20 protein-coding genes are annotated in these 20,698 nt (G+C 34.4%); 9 read left to right on the forward strand and 11 right to left on the reverse strand.

Annotated features, from left to right (window positions below):
- Positions 1–149 precede the first annotated feature (149 nt).
- Genes M947_RS20640 through M947_RS20655 form a run of 5 tightly spaced genes read left to right on the forward strand, consistent with a single transcriptional unit; the run spans position 150 to position 5,317 of the window.
- Entirely contained in the window at positions 150–2,372 is a 2,223-nt protein-coding gene (locus M947_RS20640) for an endonuclease MutS2 (protein WP_021288046.1), read from the forward strand.
- Positions 2,373–2,425: 53 nt separating this feature from the next.
- The gene (locus M947_RS20645; RefSeq protein WP_021288047.1) at positions 2,426–2,857 is read left to right on the forward strand and encodes a thioredoxin family protein; all 432 of its coding nucleotides are present in this window, start codon (positions 2,426–2,428) and stop codon (positions 2,855–2,857) included.
- Positions 2,857–3,294: a hypothetical protein gene (locus M947_RS0112065; protein ID WP_021288048.1), complete on the forward strand. Its 438-nt coding sequence runs from the start codon at positions 2,857–2,859 to the stop codon at positions 3,292–3,294. Before M947_RS20645 ends, M947_RS0112065 begins: the two co-directional genes overlap by 1 nt.
- Complete coding sequence (locus tag M947_RS20650) at positions 3,287–4,468, forward strand: BaiN/RdsA family NAD(P)/FAD-dependent oxidoreductase (RefSeq protein WP_021288049.1); 1,182 nt, start codon at positions 3,287–3,289, stop codon at positions 4,466–4,468. The genes M947_RS0112065 and M947_RS20650 overlap by 8 nt, the downstream gene beginning before the upstream one ends.
- 54 nt (positions 4,469–4,522) lie before the next feature.
- Positions 4,523–5,317, forward strand: coding sequence for an EI24 domain-containing protein (locus M947_RS20655; protein ID WP_021288050.1), 795 nt, complete (start codon positions 4,523–4,525; stop codon positions 5,315–5,317).
- Here the strand turns inward: M947_RS20655 and M947_RS20660 are convergent.
- Positions 5,306–7,393 (reverse strand): ATP-dependent helicase, encoded by a 2,088-nt coding sequence (locus tag M947_RS20660; protein ID WP_021288051.1) that lies wholly within the window; start codon positions 7,391–7,393, stop codon positions 5,306–5,308. The genes M947_RS20655 and M947_RS20660 overlap by 12 nt on opposite strands.
- Positions 7,394–7,566: 173 nt before the next feature.
- Here M947_RS20660 and M947_RS20665 point away from each other — a divergent pair, with 173 nt between their 5' ends.
- Positions 7,567–8,388 carry a GGDEF domain-containing protein gene (locus tag M947_RS20665; protein ID WP_021288052.1) on the forward strand — a complete coding sequence of 274 codons (822 nt, stop codon included), beginning with the start codon at positions 7,567–7,569 and terminating at the stop codon, positions 8,386–8,388.
- Between the two features lie 65 nt (positions 8,389–8,453).
- Complete coding sequence (locus M947_RS20670) at positions 8,454–11,078, forward strand: valine--tRNA ligase (RefSeq protein WP_021288053.1); 2,625 nt, start codon at positions 8,454–8,456, stop codon at positions 11,076–11,078.
- 13 nt (positions 11,079–11,091) lie between these two features.
- Here the strand turns inward: M947_RS20670 and M947_RS20675 are convergent, their stop codons facing one another.
- Together M947_RS20675 and M947_RS20680 are read right to left on the reverse strand one after the other, a co-directional pair.
- Positions 11,092–11,955 carry a universal stress protein gene (locus M947_RS20675; protein WP_021288054.1) on the reverse strand — a complete coding sequence of 288 codons (864 nt, stop codon included), beginning with the start codon at positions 11,953–11,955 and terminating at the stop codon, positions 11,092–11,094.
- A 62-nt stretch (positions 11,956–12,017) separates the two neighbouring features.
- Positions 12,018–12,587, reverse strand: coding sequence for a YajG family lipoprotein (locus M947_RS20680; RefSeq protein WP_245541261.1), 570 nt, complete (start codon positions 12,585–12,587; stop codon positions 12,018–12,020).
- 123 nt (positions 12,588–12,710) lie between these two features.
- On the opposite strand from M947_RS20680, the gene M947_RS20685 reads away from it, so the two are divergent.
- Positions 12,711–14,249: a SulP family inorganic anion transporter gene (locus M947_RS20685; protein WP_031348098.1), complete on the forward strand. Its 1,539-nt coding sequence runs from the start codon at positions 12,711–12,713 to the stop codon at positions 14,247–14,249.
- A gap of 78 nt (positions 14,250–14,327) precedes the next feature.
- On the opposite strand, the gene M947_RS20690 is transcribed toward M947_RS20685, so the two are convergent.
- From M947_RS20690 to M947_RS20700, 3 genes are read right to left on the reverse strand one after another with little or no spacing between them, the layout of a single operon-like run.
- Positions 14,328–14,900, reverse strand: coding sequence for an IMPACT family protein (locus M947_RS20690; protein WP_021288057.1), 573 nt, complete (start codon positions 14,898–14,900; stop codon positions 14,328–14,330).
- 3 nt (positions 14,901–14,903) lie between these two features.
- Positions 14,904–15,614 (reverse strand): YebC/PmpR family DNA-binding transcriptional regulator, encoded by a 711-nt coding sequence (locus M947_RS20695; RefSeq protein WP_021288058.1) that lies wholly within the window; start codon positions 15,612–15,614, stop codon positions 14,904–14,906.
- Between the two features lie 12 nt (positions 15,615–15,626).
- A complete protein-coding gene (locus M947_RS20700) occupies positions 15,627–15,971 on the reverse strand; it encodes a hypothetical protein (RefSeq protein ID WP_021288059.1) in 345 nt (114 codons plus the stop codon).
- Positions 15,972–16,044: 73 nt separating this feature from the next.
- On the opposite strand from M947_RS20700, the gene M947_RS20705 reads away from it, so the two are divergent.
- On the forward strand, positions 16,045–16,536 hold the full coding sequence (locus tag M947_RS20705) for a hypothetical protein (RefSeq protein WP_021288060.1): 492 nt from the start codon (positions 16,045–16,047) through the stop codon (positions 16,534–16,536).
- Here M947_RS20705 and M947_RS20710 read toward each other — a convergent pair.
- The 5 genes from M947_RS20710 to M947_RS20730 all read right to left on the reverse strand — a co-directional run bounded on the left by M947_RS20710 (position 16,526) and on the right by M947_RS20730 (position 20,663).
- Positions 16,526–17,281, reverse strand: coding sequence for a tRNA 2-thiocytidine biosynthesis TtcA family protein (locus tag M947_RS20710; RefSeq protein ID WP_021288061.1), 756 nt, complete (start codon positions 17,279–17,281; stop codon positions 16,526–16,528). The genes M947_RS20705 and M947_RS20710 overlap by 11 nt on opposite strands.
- A gap of 6 nt (positions 17,282–17,287) precedes the next feature.
- Positions 17,288–18,004 (reverse strand): 5'-methylthioadenosine/adenosylhomocysteine nucleosidase, encoded by a 717-nt coding sequence (locus M947_RS20715; RefSeq protein WP_021288062.1) that lies wholly within the window; start codon positions 18,002–18,004, stop codon positions 17,288–17,290.
- 10 nt (positions 18,005–18,014) lie between these two features.
- Entirely contained in the window at positions 18,015–18,953 is a 939-nt protein-coding gene (gene fabD / locus M947_RS20720) for an ACP S-malonyltransferase (RefSeq protein WP_021288063.1), read from the reverse strand.
- A gap of 233 nt (positions 18,954–19,186) precedes the next feature.
- Positions 19,187–19,711: an FKBP-type peptidyl-prolyl cis-trans isomerase gene (locus M947_RS20725; RefSeq protein ID WP_021288064.1), complete on the reverse strand. Its 525-nt coding sequence runs from the start codon at positions 19,709–19,711 to the stop codon at positions 19,187–19,189.
- A gap of 70 nt (positions 19,712–19,781) precedes the next feature.
- The gene (locus tag M947_RS20730; protein ID WP_245541262.1) at positions 19,782–20,663 is read right to left on the reverse strand and encodes a tetratricopeptide repeat protein; all 882 of its coding nucleotides are present in this window, start codon (positions 20,661–20,663) and stop codon (positions 19,782–19,784) included.
- Positions 20,664–20,698: the final 35 nt, after the last annotated feature.

The raw sequence follows: 20,698 nt of genomic DNA on the forward strand, positions 1-20,698 counted from the left end.
AGTAGATTTTTCTGCTCAATATCCTCTACACAACTTCTTTAAAACCCATTTCTTTAATTTTATCTCCTATTTTTACCATATAAGTCGCAATAATAAAAATTCAGCTAAAATTCTACCAATAAAGCAATATATTAGGTAAAACAAAAATTATGTCCATAAACAAAACTTCCAAAATAGATATACTAATAAAACAACTTGACTTGTCTGAGCATATAGAACAGTTTAAGAGCTTCTTTGCAAGAGAGAGTTCTCTCTACATTGAGGGAGACCAAGAGTTACATTTTAAGTATATAAAAGCACTAGATAACCTAGAATTCAAAGCCCCTCCTAAAGTAGCAAACTTTTTTAACATTAAAGCTCATCTAAAAAAAAGAGGTGTGCTTAATTTTGAACAGATTTTTGAGATAGTAAAAGTTGTTAGGTATTTCAACTACTTTAAAAATCAAGAGTTTGAGGGAATTATTGGCAAGTGGATGGAAAAAATTGAAGTTCATGAAAAGTTTGTAGAGGTTGAGAAATACTTTAAAGTTGATGGACTCTTTAATGAAAACCTAGATGAGATGCTATTTGGTTTGACTAAAAGAATCAAAGAGCATAAAACAAATATGAACGAGTCTATGAAGAGGCTCATGTCAAGCTCAAAACTCTCAGGATACTTAGTAGATACTCAAATACATCTCATAAATAATGAAGAGGCTCTTTTAGTTCGCGGTGGATTTAACCATGTACTAAAAGGTGCAGTAGTTGGACGAAGTAGCGGTGGATTTTTTTATGTATCGCCTGATATCATCTTAAAATCAAAAGAGCAGATTCGCTTTATTGAGCAAGAAAAACAAGCTATCTTTTATACTTATGCAAAAGAGTTCTCTAGTGTGCTTAGTGAGCTTTTACCCTTTATAAATTTTATAGATAAAGAGTTTACAAAGTTTGATAACTACCAAGCTAGAGTTCTTTTTGCAAAGAGTAAAAATCTTCAACTCATAAAAAGTTCAAAAAATGACTCTAAAATTATCCTAAAAGATTTTATCCATCCAGCTCTTGCCAAACCAAAACCTCTAAGCGTTGACTTTAGTAAAAACATACTTATGATAACTGGTGTAAATGCTGGTGGAAAAACTATGCTGCTAAAATCTATTCTTGCCTCTGCATTTATGGCAAAGTACATCATACCAATGGCATTAAATGAACATAAATCTCATATTGGAAGCTTTAAAACTATCCTCTCCATCATAGACGATCCACAAAATGTAAAAAATGATATATCCACTTTTGCTGGACGTATGCAAGAGTTCTCAAAAATCTTTGAGCACAAATCTGCATTAGTTGGTATCGATGAGATAGAGCTTGGAACAGATAGTGACGAGGCGGCAGCTCTGTTTAAAGTTATACTTGATGATCTTATAAAGCGAGGTCAAAAAGTAGTAGTGACAACACACCATAAACGTTTAGCTGCTCTTATGGCTGATCGCGATGATGTTGAGCTGATGGCAGCACTTTATGATGAAGAGCTAAGAGCTCCAACCTATGAGTTTATGCAAGGCATTATTGGCAAAAGTTATGCTTTTGAGACGGCTCTTAGATACGGCATCTCAAATGCAATAGTTAGTGAAGCAAAAAATGTTTACGGGGACAACAGTGAAAGGCTAAATCTTCTTATAGAGCGAGGCTCAGAGCTTGAGCGAGAGTTAAAACAAAAGCATAAAAAAGTAGATGAAAAGCTCAAATACTTAGATGCAAAAGAGCTTGACTTAAAAGCTCAAATAGAGAAGCTAAGAGCAGAACTTGAAAAAGAAAAAAAAGAGCTAAGATTTACTTATGAGATAGCTATAGATGAAGCAAAAAAAGCTGCAAAGGCAGGTGACACAAAAGCCATCCACAGAGCCATGAGCAAGGCAAATCAAAACCTGCCAAAAAACAAAACTCAACCAAACTTAAATAGCCATGTTTACAAGGTTGGTGACTTTATAAAGTATAGAAATAACAAAGGTAGTATCATCTCTATAAAAGACAAAAAAGAAGCACTTATAGAGGTTGGTGGCATGAGACTTAGAGTTAAAACAAAAGATTTAAAGCCCACTAAAAATATCTATATAAAACCACAAACTACTGTAAAAGTAAATGTTGAAAAAAAAGCTGGCTTAAAATGTGATTTGCATGGTATGAGAGCAGAGGAAGCTGAGGAAGCTCTAGATAAGTTTCTCTCTGATGCACTGCTTAATGGTTGGGATGAAGTCATAATTTATCACGGCATAGGAACTGGTAAACTCTCATATGCAGTTAAAAACTTCCTTAAAGCCCATCCTAGGGTTAAAAAGTTTGAAGATGCACCACAGCACATGGGTGGCTTTGGTGCAAAAGTAGTTTCACTTTAAATGATTATTATGATAAAGTAGCGTACTTATTAAAAAGGTTAAAAAGGTTTAGAATGAAGATACTTATATCCCTTATACTAATGTTTACACTAGGGTTGTCTGCACAAATAGATGAATTTGCTCAAGAGGTAAAATACTTAAGAGACTATACAAAGGCACTACAAGTTGCAAAAGAGCAAAACAAGCTTTTAATGTTTGTTGCTGTTGGGGATTACTGTCCTTGGTGTAAAAAATTTGAGAGAAAAACTCTTAGCTCAAAAGAGATAAAAGCAAGGGTTTCAAACGAATTTGTACCTCTTATCATAGATAGAGTAAAGGATAAAGGAGCGTATCCACGAGAATTTTACGCTAAAGTAGTTCCAACTGTTTTTTTTATAGATCCAAATACACAAAAGATAGTTTTTGAGTCTATGGGATACATGAAGCCTAGTGATTTTTCTGGCGATTTAGACTCTGCAAAAGAAAATTTTATAAAGTATAAATAATGAAAAAATTTATCCTTTTTTTAATTATTACAAGTTCACTTTTGGGTGATACATTTTACACACTAGATAATATCAAAAATCTTCGTATGTATATGACGACAAGTACCAACTTTTTAGGTAAAGAAAAGATAGCTGATATAGAAGAGATTGCGAAAAAGAGACTCTTAAATGCTGGATTTGTTTTTGATGGAGATGATTCTGCTACTTTTATGATAAAAATAGAAGCCGTAGAGATAGAAGATACACAAGCTATCTATGTAGAAATTGGTATAGGAGAAGAGGTGAAAACTCTAAGAGAGGGTGATGTCTATAGTTTTGCTTTTACTTACCTAGCTAACGATCTTATAGAATCAGATGACCCATATTCAGATATATTAGAATCTTTAGACTTTTTGATGTCACAGTTTATAGAAGCTTATAAAATAGACAATGAGTAAAAAAGTAGCCATCATAGGTGGTGGAGCTTCTGGGCTTTTGTGTGCTATAGAGTGTGCAAAAGAGTCTTGTAAAGTTGATGTTTTTGAGCAAAATGACAAGTGTGCTAAGAAGATTTTAGTGTCTGGAAATGGACGATGCAATATTACTAATAAAAACCTCACAACTTATGACTACTTTGGGCAAAATCCTCATTTTGCAAAAGATGCCATAGAGGGATTTGGATATAAAGAGTTCAGTAACTTTGCATCTAGCTTTGGTCTAATACTCAACACACTCGATGATGGAAGAGCTTATCCCCTTAGCAATGAATCAAAGAGCGTAGCCACACTTCTTACAACTTATGCAACAAATCTTGGTGTTAAGATCTACACAAGCACTAAGATAAAAAACATAAAAGAGTTGCTAAAAAACTATGACGCTGTGGTTGTGGCGACTGGCTCATGTGCAGCCGAGCATCTAGGTGGATGCGCGGATGGATATGAGTTTGCAAAAGAGTTTGGGCACAACATCATTGCAACTTACCCCTCACTTGTTCAACTTCATCTAAATTCTACTATAGCTCACAAAATGAGTGGAGTTAAAACACAAGGTGAAGTTACACTTTTAGTCAATAACAAAAAAGATATCTCAATTTGCGGAGATATCTTGTTTACAAACTATGGAGTTTCAGGTTTTGCCATACTAGACATCTCTCAAAGAGCGAGTAAAGCACTTTTAGAATATGCTAAGGTTGGTATATCTATAAACCTCCTTCCATCATACAACACTCAAAAACTCTCAACTCACATAACAAACCTAGCCAAAGCTATGCCAAATCTTAGTGTTTTTGATATCTTAATAGGTCTAGTACCCCTAAAGATAGCTCAAGGTATTCTTCAAACTCTTGTGATTTCTAAAAGCACAAAAATAGACACAAAACTTAGTAAAAAAATAGCAAATCAGATGCTAAATTGGCGTTTTGAAGTGACTAGCACCCATGGTTTTCGTCATTCTGAAGTAAGTGGTGGCGGAGTTGATGTAAGTGAGATAAACCCAAAAACTTTTGAGTCACTAAAGCAAAAAAATCTCTACTTTTGCGGAGAAGTTTTAGATATTGTAGGAAAGCGAGGCGGATACAACTTTGCATTTGCATGGGCTAGTGGATATCTTTGTGCAAAAGATATAATAAAGTAAATTTTAGTAAAATCTAACAAAGACTTTACTATTTTTTAAAAATTGGAGTAAGTTATGAAAACTGAAAAAGACATTATACTACTTAGTATAAAAGACTTCTTATCGCTAAAGATGTTAAAGTACTCTTTGGCTCCTTTTTTTATCACTTTAATTTTAATGTATATTTTGTTTTTTATTTTTGCTGGGATGGGAGTTGATAGTTTAGCTGAGATGCAAGTACAATCGACTCAAACTACAATACAAAATGGCATCCCTCACACACAGAGCGTAACTACAATGGTTGAGGGTAATTCCGTAGTGGAGTATTTGATGAGCTTTGCCATTACTTCTTGGCTTGCTACATTTTTCATCTATGCTATTGGAGGGTTTTTAACCCTTTATATCTCTATCTTTATAGCGATTATTGTTATAGGGTTTTTAACACCTTTTGTGCTTCGTGAACTTCAAAAGAGACACTATCAAGATATAAAACTCATAGGTTACTCTAATCTGCTTACTGACCTGTTTCTTGTTGTGAAATGGGCTGTGATTATGATACTACTTTTTATAGCTTTAATCCCTTTTTATTTTATCCCCATAGTAAATATAGTAGCATTTAATCTCCCTCTATATTACTTTTTTCATAAGATGCTAAAGTTTGATATTTCATCAAATATCTGCACAAAACAAGAGAGCAAACAGATAGACTACTTTTTATCTAACAAACTAAGACTAAAAACTCTAAGCCTCTATCTTATCTCACTTGTTCCATTTGCTATATTTTTTGGAGCTGTTTTATTTGTAATATATCTAGGTCATACTTACTTTTTAGAGGTAAAAAAACTTCGTAGCGCGGAGTCAACCCTCTGAATCTAGCTTCTCTAACTCTTTTTGTAACATGGCTTGGTAGGCATCATCTTTTGCAACTAAACCAGCCTCATATAAAAATTGTGATGCTATAAAATTTTGTTTTTTTATCTTATCATATCTTGCAAAACTAAGATATAAAATATCTTTTGCACGAGTAACTGCCACATAAAAGAGTCGTCTCTCTTCATCTAATGAACCACCTCTTTGCATAAGTTTTCTGTTTGGAAATCTTCCATCCATCAAGTCAATTATATAGACCTCTTTGTACTCTAAGCCTTTAGATGCATGAACACTTAGCAGATTAACACCCTCCCCTTGTGTTAAGTCAGAAGAGCCTAAAATCATAGCATTTAAAAACCTATCATGCTCCGAATATGGTTTAGATAGCTCCTCTAAGAGTATCATTTTTCGCTCTATTTTTATGAGTGATTCACTCTTTTGCTTCTCATCTACAGTGCCATCTTTGAGTTGTGCTCTTTTGTTTGAGAGCAACTCTCTTATATATTTAAAAATAGTCGATGATGCTATCTTTTTTACAATTGTCCTAGGCTGTTTTATACCCTTTAAATCACGATACAAAAGATAAAAATCATGCAAAAACATAGCACTATCTTTTGTAAGCTTTGGATGCTTTAGTATTGGATTTTTCATAAACTTTGTTTCAAATCCAAGCTTTGCAAATTTACCAACAGCACCTAACTCTAAAAAATCATCAAAAAGACCTAGTTGATGGTTTAGTTTTCTTTTTTCAAAAGGATTTTTGATAGACTCATCAGGAGCATAAAGACCATAAAATATGCTTCCATGTCCTAAAGTTTTTAGAGCTATATATATCTCCTTTGCCATAGCACTACCAATGCCACGAACAAACTCAAAAAGGTGGATAAAAGACATCATATCAGACTCATTTACTAAAAGAGTATAAAAGTCTAAAACCGCTTTAACTTCTTTTGCATCAAAAAAACTTGTCCCACCCTTTCTTTTACAAGGGATGTCTAATTCTCTTAAGCCCACCTCAATGCCATCAGCTGAGGAATTATTTCTAAAGATAACAGCTATCTCCTCTCTTGGAGTTTGTGACTCTCTAATCTTTGCTGCGATTGCATGGTATTGATCAAAAAGTTCATCATAGACCAAAAGTGTAGGTGAGTGTGCACTTTGAAGTCTTGTGACTTCAAGTTGTTTTGGGTAGATTCTCTCATTATGCTCTATTACTTTAGTTGCCAGTGAGAGAATTGATAAGCTAGAACGATAGTTTTTTGTAAGTGTGTGAACTTTTGCACCAGCAAACTTAGTTGTAAAAGAGCCGATGATTGAGATATCTGCACCATTAAAAGCGTAAATACTCTGATCATAATCTCCAACACAAAAGAGTGATGGCGGATTTATCGCATCTATAAGTGTGCCTTGAAGAGCGTTTGTATCTTGATACTCATCGACTAAAACCTCTCTGTAGCCTAGCTCCTTAGTTTTGCAAAGTTTTCTAAAGTTTAGTAACAAATCATTAAAGTTTACAAAGCCATACTCTTTTTTTAAAGCTTCAAACTCATCCACAATATCCGCATAGATAAGTGCAAAAAGTTCATGTTCTGGGTACTTCTCTACTATCCAATCCTCAAAATGCATCACTAACTCTGTATTTTGATAAAAAGAGTACAAATCATAAAGATAGTTTCCACCATAAGGAGTGATCTCTGCGCCAATATGTTCAAATGAGCGTTTTTCAAAAACACTTCTAAAGAGAGTTTTTAGCTCTCTTTGCTGTTTTAAGATGACTCTAGTTTGAGTCTTTTTAAGCCATCTATAACTAACCGCATGAAATGTTCCCGCATCTATCTTAGTTGCTATCTCTTTTCCAAAAAATTCTGCAACTCTCTCAACCATCTCTTGAGCAGCTTTGTTTGTAAATGTAAGTAGTAAAATCTCTTGTGGTTGTATGCTATTTTTTAAAAGATGTGCTATTCGCCCAACTATAGTAGAAGTTTTTCCAGTTCCAGCAGATGCAATGATAAGATTTTGTGCTTCTTGTGATGTTGCAGCGATATACTGCTCTTTGTTTAATCTCGATAGTGGCAAGTTTTACCTTTAGGATAGAAGTTCAAATGTGATTATACAAGTTAAAGCTTTGCTTACTTTTATCCATCAGACTTTGCCTAATACTTGTATTTAAAATGTCGATAAAATAGGAGACTGTTATTTAAATGTGTTATAATGACAGTCACAATCAACTCTTTTTAAGGCAACAAGTCATGCATTCTAACAATGATATATTAAAAATTATCTCTAGCCAGACAAAAAGTTCTATAAATGAGATCTCAGTTGTAACGCCTAGCATGTATGCTGCCATATTTTCTAAGTTTGCAAATGCGCACGGCACAGTGCTTGGTAATGAAAGTGAACTCGCTAAGAATCTACTCATAAATGAATGTGCTCATCTAACAAGCCTTCAAGATCAAGCTTCTAAAAGTGCGATGCAACTAAGCAAATCTACTTCAAAAGCCATAAGTGCCATAAAAGAAAAAGATGATAAATTGCTTGAAAATGTACTCGAAGAGACTCAAAAACTTCGTCTTGAGGTAGAAAAACTAAAAGAGTCAGTATATAAAGACACTCTAACAAATGTACAAAACAGAAAGTGGTTAAATGACAACTTTTTAAAAGATGATGCTCAAAAGTTTAGAGATAGTGGGACTTTAGCTATCGTTGATCTCAACTATTTTAAAATAATAAATGACACTTTTGGCCATGTCATAGGCGATAAGGTTCTAATTTACATTGCAAGTGAGCTCAAAAAAACTAGAAATAGCATTGTACGCTATGGCGGAGATGAGTTTATTTTACTCTTTGACAAGAATGTCTCTGCACAAAAGGCTAAAGAGATTTTAGATGAACTTAGAGAAAAAATACTCTCAAAAAGATTAAAAGCTAAAGAGGAGATGTTTCAAGTTAGCTTCTCTTTTGGTGTGAGCGAGTATGAAGCTTCTCAAAAATTTTCAAATATAATAGAAAAAGCGGATAAAAATATGTATGAAGATAAGATGGCAATCAAGCAAAGAGTTACCGGCATCTAAGAATAGCCTCACTTCTTTTTAGATATAATCGCGAAAAAATAAGAGATTATTATAAGGCTAAAGAGATGCAAGATGGCTACAAACCGCAAGAGATAGAAAACAGATATTATAAGATATGTGAAGATAGAGGATACTTTGAAGTAGATGGCAACTCTGCTATCCAACAAGAGAGTAAAACATTCTCCATCATGATGCCACCTCCAAACGTCACAGGACGCCTGCACATCGGTCACGCACTTACATTTACACTTCAAGATATTATCACGAGATATAAAAGAATGGACGGCTATAAAACTCTTTGGCAACCAGGGACTGACCATGCAGGAATTGCAACTCAAAATGTAGTTGAAAAACAACTTCTAGCTGAGGGAACAACTAAAGAAGAGATAGGAAGAGAAGCATTTTTAGAGCGTGCTTGGAAGTGGAAAGAAAAGTCCGCTGGTATCATGACAAATCAACTCCGTAAAATGGGGGTAACTCCTGCATGGAAGCGAGAGAGATTTACTATGGACGCTGGACTTCAAAAGTCAGTTAAAGAGGCATTTGTGCATCTTTATAATGATGGACTAATCATCCGTGGAAACTACATGGTTAACTGGTGTACACATGATGGAGCATTAAGTGATATAGAAGTTGAACATGAAGACCATGATGGTAAGTTTTATCATATAAAGTATCCTTTTGCTGATGGGAGTGGCTTTGTAGAAGTTGCTACTACAAGACCTGAGACATATTTTGGAGACAGTGCAGTTATGGTTCATCCAGATGATAAGCGTTATAAAGACCTTGTAGGTAAGAAAATTCGCCTTCCACTACTTCAAAGAGAAGTAGCTATTATCGCTGATGAGCATGTTGATATGGAGTTTGGAACTGGAGTTGTTAAGGTAACTCCTGCACATGACCAAAATGACTATGAGGTTGGAAAGAGACATGACTTAGAGTTCATAACAGTTTTTGATGAAAAAGGAATTCTTAACGATTACGCAGAAGAGTTTAAAGGCTTAGAGCGTCTGCAAGCTCGTGACATCATCGTTAAGAGACTTGATGAAGAGGGTTATATAGTTAAAATAGAAGACCATAAACATCAAGTTGGACACTGTTACAGATGTAAAAATATCGTTGAACCATATATCTCTAAACAGTGGTTTGTAAGAAAAGAAGTTGCCACAAAGTCAATAGAAAAAACCAACAGTGGTGAAGCTAAGTTTTTCCCACCGCACTGGATAAACTCTTACAACGCTTGGATGGGAGACTTAAGAGATTGGTGCATCTCTCGCCAGCTTTGGTGGGGACATCAGATTCCAGTCTTTTACTGCGGAGATTGTGACCATGAGTTTGCATCTCTAAAAGATAATCCTAAAGCTTGTCCTAAGTGTGCCTCTAAAAACTTAACTCAAGACCCAGATGTACTTGATACTTGGTTTAGTTCTGCTCTTTGGCCTTTTTCTACTCTAGGTTGGGGAAATGGTGACACTGAGATGGACAAACTTTTTCAATCAGATGATATGAAAGAGTTCTATCCAAACTCACTTCTGATAACTGGCTTTGATATTCTCTTTTTCTGGGTAGCTAGAATGATGATGATGGGTGAGAACTTTAACAAAGAGCTTCCTTTTAACCATATCTATCTTCATGCCCTAGTTCGTGATGAGCATGGTAATAAGATGAGTAAGTCAAGAGGAAATGTTATAGACCCTCTTGAAACAATAGAGAAATACTCTGCTGATATTTTAAGGTTTACCCTAGCAATATCAGCTGCTCAAGGTCGCGATATTAGAATGAGTGAAGAAAAATTAGAGTTAAACCGTAACTTTACAAACAAACTCTACAACGCTTCAAAATATCTTCAAATGAATGTAGATATATTCCCTGATATGAAAGGTTTTTGTGTTGAGACTAACCTTGGTCGCTACATGATGTCAAGACTAAACCTTGCTACAAAAGAAGTTAGATCTGCTCTAGATGAGTATAAGTTTAACGATGCTGCTAGTGTTATGTATAGATTTTTATGGAATGAGTTTTGTGACTGGGGAATAGAGCTTAGTAAAGCTGATAAAGCCTCTATAGTAGAGCTTGGTGCTATATTTAAAGAAGCTATGAAACTTCTGCACCCTTTCATGCCTTTTATTACAGAGTTTTTATACCATGAACTCTCAGGAACTACACTAGAAGACTCTGAGTCTATCATGATATCTCCTTATCCAACAAAGACAAAACAGAGAAAAGAAGAGAAGAAGTTTGAAATAATCATGGATGCTATAGTCTCCATAAGAAGAGCGAAAGTTCTTGTTGATTTGGCAAACCAGAAGATTGCAAAGGCTTATGTAAAAATCGATGGCATCTCAGACAGAGACAAAGAGATGATGTTGCCTTTTATAGCAAGGCTTGCAAAGGTTGATGAAGTTGAATTTTGTGATGAAAAAATCGAAGATGCTGTGAGCGATATAGCTGATAGTTGTGAGACTTTTATACCAACTGAAAGTATAGATCTAACTCCAATCATCTCTAAACTTACAAAACAAGATGAAAAGTTACAAAAAGAGATAGACAAACTAAGCTCAATGTTAAATAATGAAAGATTTGTCTCAAATGCTCCGCAAGATGTTTTAGATAAAAACCGCGAAGCACTGAGTGATACTACTCTTAAACAAACAAAGGTAAAAGAACAACTAGACTCTCTTAAGATTTAAGAGAGTTAGAGAGTTATTTTTTAGGGATATATACTAAGACATCGCACTTTAGGCTTTGCATCAAACTTGATGCAGTTGAGCCATAAAGAAATGAACCTGCATTATTTACTCCATTTGAGCCTAAAACCACAAGATCATTGCTATTTTTAACAACATAGTTTGTAAGGGCATTTGTAACTCCTATTCTATCTTCTATAAGCCCTGCTTTTTTTATATTGTTTTCTTTTATAAACTTATCAAATTTCTCCTGTTCATGCGCTTGTATCTCTTGTTCTATTTCATCTCTATTTTCATAATCATCATGATATCTAAAAGCTATTTCACTCATCTTTTTATAAGCATAAACACACTTGATACTCTCTTGGTGAAAAAATTCTTGAGAGAAGAGTAAGCTCTTTTTAGATACTTCTGAGAGGTCTGTAAAAGCTACTATATTTTTATATGGCTCGCCAGATTTGCTCTTAACTATAAGAATAGGAAGATTACTTTTTTGTGCGATGTTGTGTGCAGTGGATCCTAGTATTGTAGTTGCAAAGTCTTTTTTTTCATTTGCACCTATGATAATCATACAAGCATCCCTCTCCTTAGCCTCATCCATAACAAAGAGAGATGGTTTAGCTTTTCGGACTTCTATAGTATAACTTAAGCCTTGAGTATTAACACCCTCTAACTCTTTTTCAATACCCTTTATAGCACTGATTTTTAATTTTTCAATCTTTGCATCTTTTATAAAGTTACCAAAAAATCCAGCATCTATCGCGTGAACTATAGTAACCTTTGAGTCATTTCTTTTAGCTACTAAAAAAGCTCTATTTAAAACCTCTTTTGCATTGTTTGAAATATCAAGCCCTACTACTATATCACTAAAATTTTCCATTCTTTCACACTCCATTTTTTAAATTAATTGTATCACATATAATACAAATAGAACTTATTATTTTAGTATTTAGTTAGCCTTGTTACGACACTATTAACACTTTGTGAAAAAATCTCATTTAAAAATGGCTCAATATCTTTAGAACTATAAGACGGTGCTATCCATTTAGATGCTGCCTGTTTAAAGTCTTGAGTTATTGTAGATGTACCTTTTTTTATAGTAACTTCTAACTCTATTACCCCTTTTAGGTTTTTATCAAGATTTTTATTATTATAAATAAACTCTATTTTTTTGATATTTATATTCATAACTAACTCTGCACCACTTTGTTGTGCTGAGTTTTCAAATCCAGCCATTCTAAGTGCAATTTCAAAAGCATCTTTATACTTTTTAGTAAAATCCTCTGTAGAGTACAACTCGTGAGCCTTTTTATCACCTTCTAAGACATATCCTAAGCTTCTTTTATCAACTCGCATATCTTCTATAGACTCTATAAAAACACTCTTTTTATCTTTTGATAGCTCCCCTGTATATTGTGCATCATATTGTGATAGCATCAAGGACTCATTTTTATATGAACAACCGCCAAATATAATCATTGCCGTAAGCAGTAAAAACAGATTTTTCATCATTATTCTCCAAATTTAGATTTAACTCAAGTATATCACAGCTTACTCTTTTTTCAAGCAAAATTTCATTTGGCTTTAGTTATAATCCGCGAAATTTCAAAACACCTCTCAAAAGGCATCCAAAAATTGTTTGATTTAAAAAAGTACACATCAACAAACATCAAAAATGACATCTTATCTGGTTTAGTCGTATCAGTAGCCCTAGTTCCAGAAGCCATCGCATTTAGTTTTATAGCTGGAGTCAGTCCTATTGTTGGGCTATATACTGCATTTATACTAGGACTTATCACTTCACTTATTGGCGGAAAACCTGGGATGATTTCAGGTGCAACTGGAGCGGTAGCTGTAGTTTTTGTAGGCTTAGGATTAGAAGCAAGTGATATATTAGTAGCTAGTGGATTAGGTAAAGAAGCCGTTGCTATGGGAGTTCTTCACTATATACTTCTAGCTACTATCATAGCAGGACTCATCCAAATAAGCATTGGGATGCTAAAGCTCGGTAAATTTATCCGCCTAGTTCCAACTCCAGCTATTCATGGCTTTGTAAATGGCTTAGCTATAGTAATAGCAACTTCGCAGTTTAAATTTTTCGAAGGTCAAGGATACATGATGTACTTAATAGTAGCTATCACTATGTTTATCATGTACACTCTTCCAAAATTTACAAAAACAATTCCAGCGGGTTTAGTAGCCATCATTGCTGTGACTTTAGTTGTCTATTTTACAAATGTAGAAACACTTTTGCTAAGCGGTTTAGCAGATATGAGCGAGTTTGCAGGAGAGCTTCCAAGTTTTGTTATTCCACAAAATATTTTAAGTCTTGATGCCATCATTATGGTACTTCCCTATGCTGTTATTGTCGCACTTGTTGGCATTATTGAATCTCTACTGACTCTCTCAGTCTTAGATGAACTTAGCAATACTAGAGGTTCTGCAAACAAAGAGTGTATAGCTCAAGGAACTGGAAATATCGCTTGTGGTTTTTTTGGTGGTATGGCTGGTTGTGCGATGATAGGACAAAGCATCATCAACTACACATCTGGCGGTATCGGAAGGCTTTCATCCTTTGTTGCAGCTCTTGGACTTATCATTCTTGTTGTCTCTATGAGCGGAGTTTTAAATGCTATTCCAGTAGCTGTTTTAGTTGGAATAATGTTTATGGTTAGCATTGGTACTTTTGAGTGGTCAAGCTTTTCAAGACTAAGTAGAATGCCTAAGACGGATGCTTTTGTTATGCTTGCTGTTACAATTATTACTATTTTTGAAGACTTAGCTATTGCTGTTATTGCAGGTGTTATCATCTCTGCCCTTGCTTTTGCTTGGAAACATGCACGAATTTTTGCAAGAGTTTATACAGAGTCTGATGGAACTAGAATCTATGAGCTTGAGGGTCCACTATTTTTTGGTTCAGCAACAACATTTGCAGATAACTTTGACATACCAAATGACCCGCCAAAAGTAGTTTTAGACTTCAAAGGTGCTAGAGTTATGGACTCTTCTGGGGTTGAGGCTATTGATGCTATCACTAAAAAGTACGAAGATGCAGGCAAAAACTTACTTCTTAGACATCTCTCAGCGGACTGTAAAGCTATCCTAAAAAAAGCTGGACCACACTGCACTTACGAAGAAGATGACCCAACTTACAAAGTAGCTTACAACTACTAAAGAGACTCTTAGTGTTATATTAAGAAAACAAACATATATGTTTAATCTAATTATTTTACTTGTGAGTTATTTTTATTACTAAACTACTTCTACTAGCCTACTCATTTTTTTAAAAAAGAGGTCCATGCCCTCTTTGGAAGCTCTTAACTTATATAGACTTTGGCTATCAAAACTCTTTTGAACTATCTCAATACTTAGTTCTTCACACTCATATTCAACCATTCTAATATTTGAGTACTCAAAGCGAATATCAACTTCCACTTCTTTTTTGTACTCCAATAATTTAGCTTTTTGCAGACTCAAGTTTATAGCATCACTATATGCACGAACAAGTCCTCCAGGTCCCAGCTTTGTTCCGCCAAAGTATCTCACTACTATTACTGCCGTATTTATTAGATTGGCACCTTGAAGTACAAAAAGAGAGGGTTTTCCAGATGTTCCTTTTGGTTCGCCATCATCGCTTGAGTACTCTACAATTTGCTCATATTTATTTAAATATCTGTAAGCTACCACAAAGTGTCTGGCTTTTGGATACTCTTGTTTTAGCTTCATTAAGATTTTTTCAAAGTCAGCGTAAGGGGTGAGATAGGCTATAAACTTTGATTGCTTTACCTCAAGGGTATCTGTATATATAGTGTCTATATAGTTCATTACTTATGCAAGGTTAGTAAAAACTCTCTGTACATCTTCATCATCATCAAGCTTTTCTAAAATCTTGTCAACCTCTTCTTGTTGTTTGTCTGTGATACTTATTGGCGAGTTTGCCATTCTCTCTAAATTTGCTTTTTTAATCTCTATATTCATGTTCTCTAGTGCCTCTGTCAGAGTGCCAAAACTTGTATAGTCCCCTGTAACTAAGCAGATTCCATCTTCAGCTTCTATCTCTTCTAGACCAGCATCTATGAGTTCTAGTTCTAACTCTTCAACATCCATATCCTCTTGTAGCTCAAACTCTATAACTGTTTTTCTATCAAACATAAACTCTAGTGAGCCATTTGTTAGCAACTCACCTCCATGTTTTGTAAGTATATTTTTGATATTAGCAACTGTTCTTGTGTTGTTATCTGTCATACACTCTATAAAGATTAAAACACCATGAGGAGCTTTACCCTCAAAGTTTACTTCAAGCATATTTGCAGTATCTTTGGCCGTTGCTCTTTTTATAGCTGCTTCTATATTGTCTTTTGGCATGTTTTCAGCTTTGGCATTTAGTATAGCTGTGCGAAGCCTAGGGTTCATATCTGGATCGCCACCACCCTCTTTTGCTGCTAGTGTGATAATTTTGCCTAACTTTGGAAACAACTTTGACATCGCTCCCCATCTCTTTAGCTTTGATGCTTTTCTATATTCAAAAGCTCTACCCATTTTGTATTTTCCTTAACTGATTTGTGTGATATTTATAGCACCATCTCTGCTATAATCAACTAAAATTTTACTAATCTCTCCATCTTTAATAAGATTTATAGATAGCTCTCTTGCCTCTAGATCTTCATTTTTTAAAAGTTCAACTTTGTAAGAATCCAAATCATGAGAGAGTGCATCTACGATTTTTGAACTAAGTTTCAACCAGTGCCTTTGAACTCGCTCTTCATCTTCGTAAAAAAGACCACTTTCATCGTACTCAATTTCCTTAGCCTGATTTGCTACAATATTTAACTTATCAAAAAGTCTTTGTGACTCTATAAAAGAATTTTTTAAAACTACATAATCATCATTTAGCACATTTTTCACCTATAAAATAGTATTTTAAATTCAAAGGTGTATAATACCATATATATATTGCCTAAGGATAAAAATGAAGCTTAGTTTTCGGCTCAAACACCACTTTTTCAGTGCTTTTCGTGAGTTTTTTGTTCACCATCATGGCTCTTTAGAGTTTCGTGCTAAAATATTTGCACTCATAATTTCATCAAATGAAGATGTAGATCAAGAGAACTATAATATAGTTGAAAAGATAGCTATGGATTTATACAAAGGTGATAAAGATAGGGCAAATCTTCTAACACTTACAACAAAAGAGCTAGTAAAAAAAGTACAAGATCCGAATGGTTTAGATATAGACACTCTAGTATCTCACATCCAAAAAGAGTTAAAAATTATCCCACGATATGCAAAAAAAATAGATATAGAATCTTTAAAACCACTTATAGAGATAACTAGAGATATAGACACTCTGGCTTATCAGCAAAATATTTTAGAATTTTTACAAAATCTAAAAGACGATACTCTTTGGAGTAAAAAATCTCAAATAGAAAAAGATGAAAAGGATTTAGTAACTAAATACTAAATCTCTGTTTATCAAAAAAACTATCAGCTGAGATATTTTTAAACGCAGCATTCATCGAAGTAAAGAGTGATGGAAACTCTTTTTCCATCTTTGCTAGCATCTCTTTAGTACTAGCTCTAGCGTGAGGCATCTTTATATCAAAACGCATGGCTGGACAAGCCTCATCACCTATAGCGGCAATATTATTAGACTCAACAAAGGCCCTTAGTTGTCTCTCTCGCATCTGTATTAGTGGACGAATGACAATAAGCCCATTATCAGCTCTGTACTTTGGAGCAAGTGAACGCATTTGACCATTATAAATGAAGTTCATGAAAAAACTCTCAGCTGCATCATCCATATGATGTCCTAATGCTAGCTTATTGCATCCATATTTTTCGGCAACTCCATAAAGTGTGCCCCTCCTCATTCTTGAGAAAAAACTACAAAAAGATGAATTTTTTCTAATTTTTTCTTTAGCTAAGTCATAAATCTTAGTATCATGAAAGATATGCTCTATCTCGTGCTCTTTGCAGTGTGCGATAAGAGCTTCATAGTTCTCTTTCATCCCATAACCAACTGTTACAGCTAAAAACTCAAACTTAAATGGTGCTCGTCTTTGCTGCTCTTTTAGTGCATGAATCATAGTAAGTGAGTCTTTTCCACCACTCAGTCCTACTAAAATTTTATCACCCTCTTCTATTAGCTCAAACTCAGCATTAGTACGACCTAGCTTACTCATAATTTTTTTACTAAGCTTTACCATCAAAAATTACTTTATTTTATCCAACATAGATATTACAAAACTACTGCTTCTTTGTGATGAATGCTTTAAAAATTCATCAAAATCTTCAACTGCTCCCTCATCTGCAGTATCACTAATTGAGCGCATAATAAAAAATGGTATATCAAAAGCATCACATACAACAGCAACAGCAGCACCTTCCATCTCTATAGCATCTGCATCAAATGTATTTTTTATCCACTCTTTTCTAGATTCATCTGCTACAAACTGATCTCCAGTAGCTATAATACCGCCTATTAAATCAATGTTTTTTTCATCAGCTACTTCCTTAGCTATATGCAGTAAGTTGGCTGAAGGTTTAACATACACAGCTCCCTCAGGTACATAACCATGAGGATGTCCAAACGCTGTTATGTCTAAATCGTGTTGACATAGCTGCGTAGCAGCAATCAAATCACCAATTTTAAGTTTTGGATTAACTCCACCTGCAACACCAGTGAACAACAAAATTTCAGCACCAAATTTTTCAATCATAGTAGCAGCAGTTAAAGTTGAATTTACCTTTCCAATTTTGCTATATCCAAGTATAATTTCATGATCTTTATATTTTGCTTCATGATAGGTATTTCCACCATATTCAATATCATTATACTTTTTAAAATACTTTAAAAGTGGCTCATGCTCACTAAGTTCTAAAAAGGGCTCAACTTCTTCAAGCATTGCACCCATTATTGCTATTTTCATACCATTCCTTTTATTTACAAATCTCTTCTACAACACTCTTTAGGCTTGCCATATCAGATATATTTAGAGTTGTTAGCTCTTTTGCTATTCTTCTGTTTAAACCTTTTAGAGTAGCTCCATTACCAAACTCTATTGCCATGTCAATATCATCAGCAATTGCTAAGATTGATTGCTTATATTTTACAGGCTTTACAAGTTGCTCTTTTAATAAAGATACAGCATCGGATTTTGTACTGTATGGTTTAGTTGTTACATTTGAAATTACAGGTGCTTCAAAGTTGTTTTTTATCATGCCATCCATTATTATCTTTAGTGGTTCTTGTGCTGATGCTAAGATTTCACAATGAGATGCAACAGACATATTTAGCAGTAGTGCTCTCTTTGCACCTGCATCTTTAAAAGTCTGCTCTAGTGAGACTAAGTCCTCTTTCATTCCAGCAACAACAAGTTGTCCATCTTGGTTGTAGTTTGCAGGCCACACTTTTTTACCTTGTGCTTGTGCATCTTCGCAGATTAACTCAACATTTGCATCATCAAGTCCAACTATTGCCATCATCCCAGCTTCTATTGTCTGACATGCTTCTTGCATAAGTGCACCACGATTATGTACAAGTTCTACTGCATCAAGATAGTCTATTGCTCCACTAGCACATAGTGCGGAGAATTCTCCTAGTGAATGACCCAAAAACACCGTAGCTTTAACATCAGGACAAGCATCTTTGAAAAGTTTGTAGGCTATCATCTGTACCAAAAGAATGGCAGGCTGTGTATAAGCTGTTTGATTAAGTTTTTCATTCTCCTGGAATATCAACTCTTTAAAATCAACACCTACCCTTTGTGAAGCTTTTTCAAACATCTCTTTAGCTAGATTTGAGTTTTCATAAAAATCTCTACCCATTCCAATTGCTTGGCTACCCTGCCCTGCAAATATCATTGCTATTTTACTCATAAAAATCACCTTTAATATAATATTGAAATTATAGCCAAGTTGTCTCTATCTTTAAGAGAATATACTAAAAAATCTCTTATATTATGATATTTAATATAGTTTTTGTAATTAATTTTATATTTGAAGAGTTTGATAAACACCAGCCTCCCTAAAGATTAGAGAGTTTAAGCTAAGTGTTTTAATGGTGTAGCAATTATGCTTAGTTTAAAGATTAAAGGGGTATTGCTATAAGACTAGTCGCATCCACAACTAGAGCTACTAGCATCACTAGAACTGCAACAGCCATCTTCTTGTTTGTTCTCAGCAGGGATACCAGACATTGCTTCTTCAGCAGATGCATCTCTTACATTGCTGATAGTTACGCTAAACATCAAATCTTTACCTGCTAAAGGATGATTAAAGTCAATTATAACGCTCTCATCGCCTATCTCTTGAACAACAACTTGTACAGTATTTCCATCTTCGCCTTGCCCATAAAGAGTCATCCCTTCTTCTAAATCAATTCCTGCAAATTGATCTTTAGGAACTTCTTGTTTAGCATCTGGGTTGTGAACTCCATAAGCATCCTCAGCTTTTACTAAAATATCCCCTTTTTCACCTATAGCCATATTTTGTATTCCACTCTCTAGTCCTGGAATAATTTGACCTTTACCAAACATAAATACTAATGGTGCAGCGCCTAAGTTTGAGTCTACAACTGTGTCTCCATCACGAACTTCATATTCCAATGATACTATTTGATTTGTTTCTATTGCCATAAATGAGCCTTTTTTAAATTTTTTTGGATTCTAACATAAGTTAAACAATATTACCAAATCTTTTTTTAAACTACTCTATCTTACTAAGATTGGTTTTTGCTATGTCAGCTGCTTTAGAATCTGGGTATTTAGATATAACACCTTTATAAAAAGATTTTGCATTTTTAAAGTCAGATGTCTTATCCATAGAGATAGCAGTATGAAGCATCAACGTAGGCATATAGTCAGCCTTAGAATAAAGTGATGCACTCTTTTTAAAGTATGCAATTGCTTCTGCATAGTTTTTTCTATAGTACTTCATCTCTCCTATCATATAGTGAGCTCTTGCAGGTCTATAGTTGTTTTCTATGAGATGAGTATAATACTCTATGCTTTTTGTATAGTACTTTTTATCATAATTTTCTTTTGCTAGCTTCTCTATTTCTGCATTTGAGATCTTGTCAAGCTTAGAGCTTTTTTTTGCTGTATCTTTTTTTAACTCTTTTGAAACTAACTCTTTAAACTTGTTAAAGTCATTCACTAAAGTGTTATACTCTTCTTTTGTAACATATGAAGACTCTATTGTCTCAAGAAGAATTTTAGTCTTAGCAAGAGTTTGGTTTATCTCTTTAATCCCTGATGCATTTGCTTGAGAGATTTCACTAAGTCGTTTACCATACTCATTAGAATTTTCTAACTCTTGAGCATTTTTTTTCTCTATTTCCTGTAGACTTAATTTGTTTTCTTGAGATTTTCTAGTAAGCCCTTCAATAATAGTTTGAAGACCGTCTATTCTCTCTCGTAGAGATTCAACTTCATTAGCTTGATTGTTACTTTTTACAACAACTTTATTTAGTTTGTCTTTTGTTTGAAGGATAACCTTTTCGCTTTGAGTCAAGCCATAAGGTTGGGAATCATCTAAATTACCAGCGCCAAAAGCAGAAGGCTCAGCGCTTAGCAATTTTATTGGCACGATAGCTACAAAGATTGTAACTAAATAGATGCTTT

The organism is Sulfurimonas hongkongensis (assembly GCF_000445475.1).
GTDB lineage: Bacteria > Campylobacterota > Campylobacteria > Campylobacterales > Sulfurimonadaceae > Sulfurimonas > Sulfurimonas hongkongensis.

Bases quoted from the DNA above. Each gene is read 5' to 3' on its own strand.
- M947_RS20710 (WP_021288061.1), bottom strand. From the start codon at position 17,281: ATGGTAAAGCTTAGTAAAAAAATTATGAGTAAGCTAGGTCGTACTAAT.
- M947_RS20680 (WP_245541261.1), bottom strand. From the start codon at position 12,587: ATGATGAAAAATCTGTTTTTACTGCTTACGGCAATGATTATATTTGGC.
- M947_RS20705 (WP_021288060.1), top strand. From the start codon at position 16,045: ATGAAGCTTAGTTTTCGGCTCAAACACCACTTTTTCAGTGCTTTTCGT.
- M947_RS20640 (WP_021288046.1), top strand. From the start codon at position 150: ATGTCCATAAACAAAACTTCCAAAATAGATATACTAATAAAACAACTT.
- M947_RS20725 (WP_021288064.1), bottom strand. From the start codon at position 19,711: ATGGCAATAGAAACAAATCAAATAGTATCATTGGAATATGAAGTTCGT.
- M947_RS20645 (WP_021288047.1), top strand. From the start codon at position 2,426: ATGAAGATACTTATATCCCTTATACTAATGTTTACACTAGGGTTGTCT.
- M947_RS20715 (WP_021288062.1), bottom strand. From the start codon at position 18,004: ATGAAAATAGCAATAATGGGTGCAATGCTTGAAGAAGTTGAGCCCTTT.
- M947_RS20695 (WP_021288058.1), bottom strand. From the start codon at position 15,614: ATGGGTAGAGCTTTTGAATATAGAAAAGCATCAAAGCTAAAGAGATGG.
- M947_RS20675 (WP_021288054.1), bottom strand. From the start codon at position 11,955: ATGGAAAATTTTAGTGATATAGTAGTAGGGCTTGATATTTCAAACAAT.
- M947_RS20690 (WP_021288057.1), bottom strand. From the start codon at position 14,900: ATGAACTATATAGACACTATATATACAGATACCCTTGAGGTAAAGCAA.
- M947_RS20650 (WP_021288049.1), top strand. From the start codon at position 3,287: ATGAGTAAAAAAGTAGCCATCATAGGTGGTGGAGCTTCTGGGCTTTTG.
- M947_RS20655 (WP_021288050.1), top strand. From the start codon at position 4,523: ATGAAAACTGAAAAAGACATTATACTACTTAGTATAAAAGACTTCTTA.
- M947_RS0112065 (WP_021288048.1), top strand. From the start codon at position 2,857: ATGAAAAAATTTATCCTTTTTTTAATTATTACAAGTTCACTTTTGGGT.
- M947_RS20665 (WP_021288052.1), top strand. From the start codon at position 7,567: ATGCATTCTAACAATGATATATTAAAAATTATCTCTAGCCAGACAAAA.
- M947_RS20670 (WP_021288053.1), top strand. From the start codon at position 8,454: ATGCAAGATGGCTACAAACCGCAAGAGATAGAAAACAGATATTATAAG.
- fabD (WP_021288063.1), bottom strand. From the start codon at position 18,953: ATGAGTAAAATAGCAATGATATTTGCAGGGCAGGGTAGCCAAGCAATT.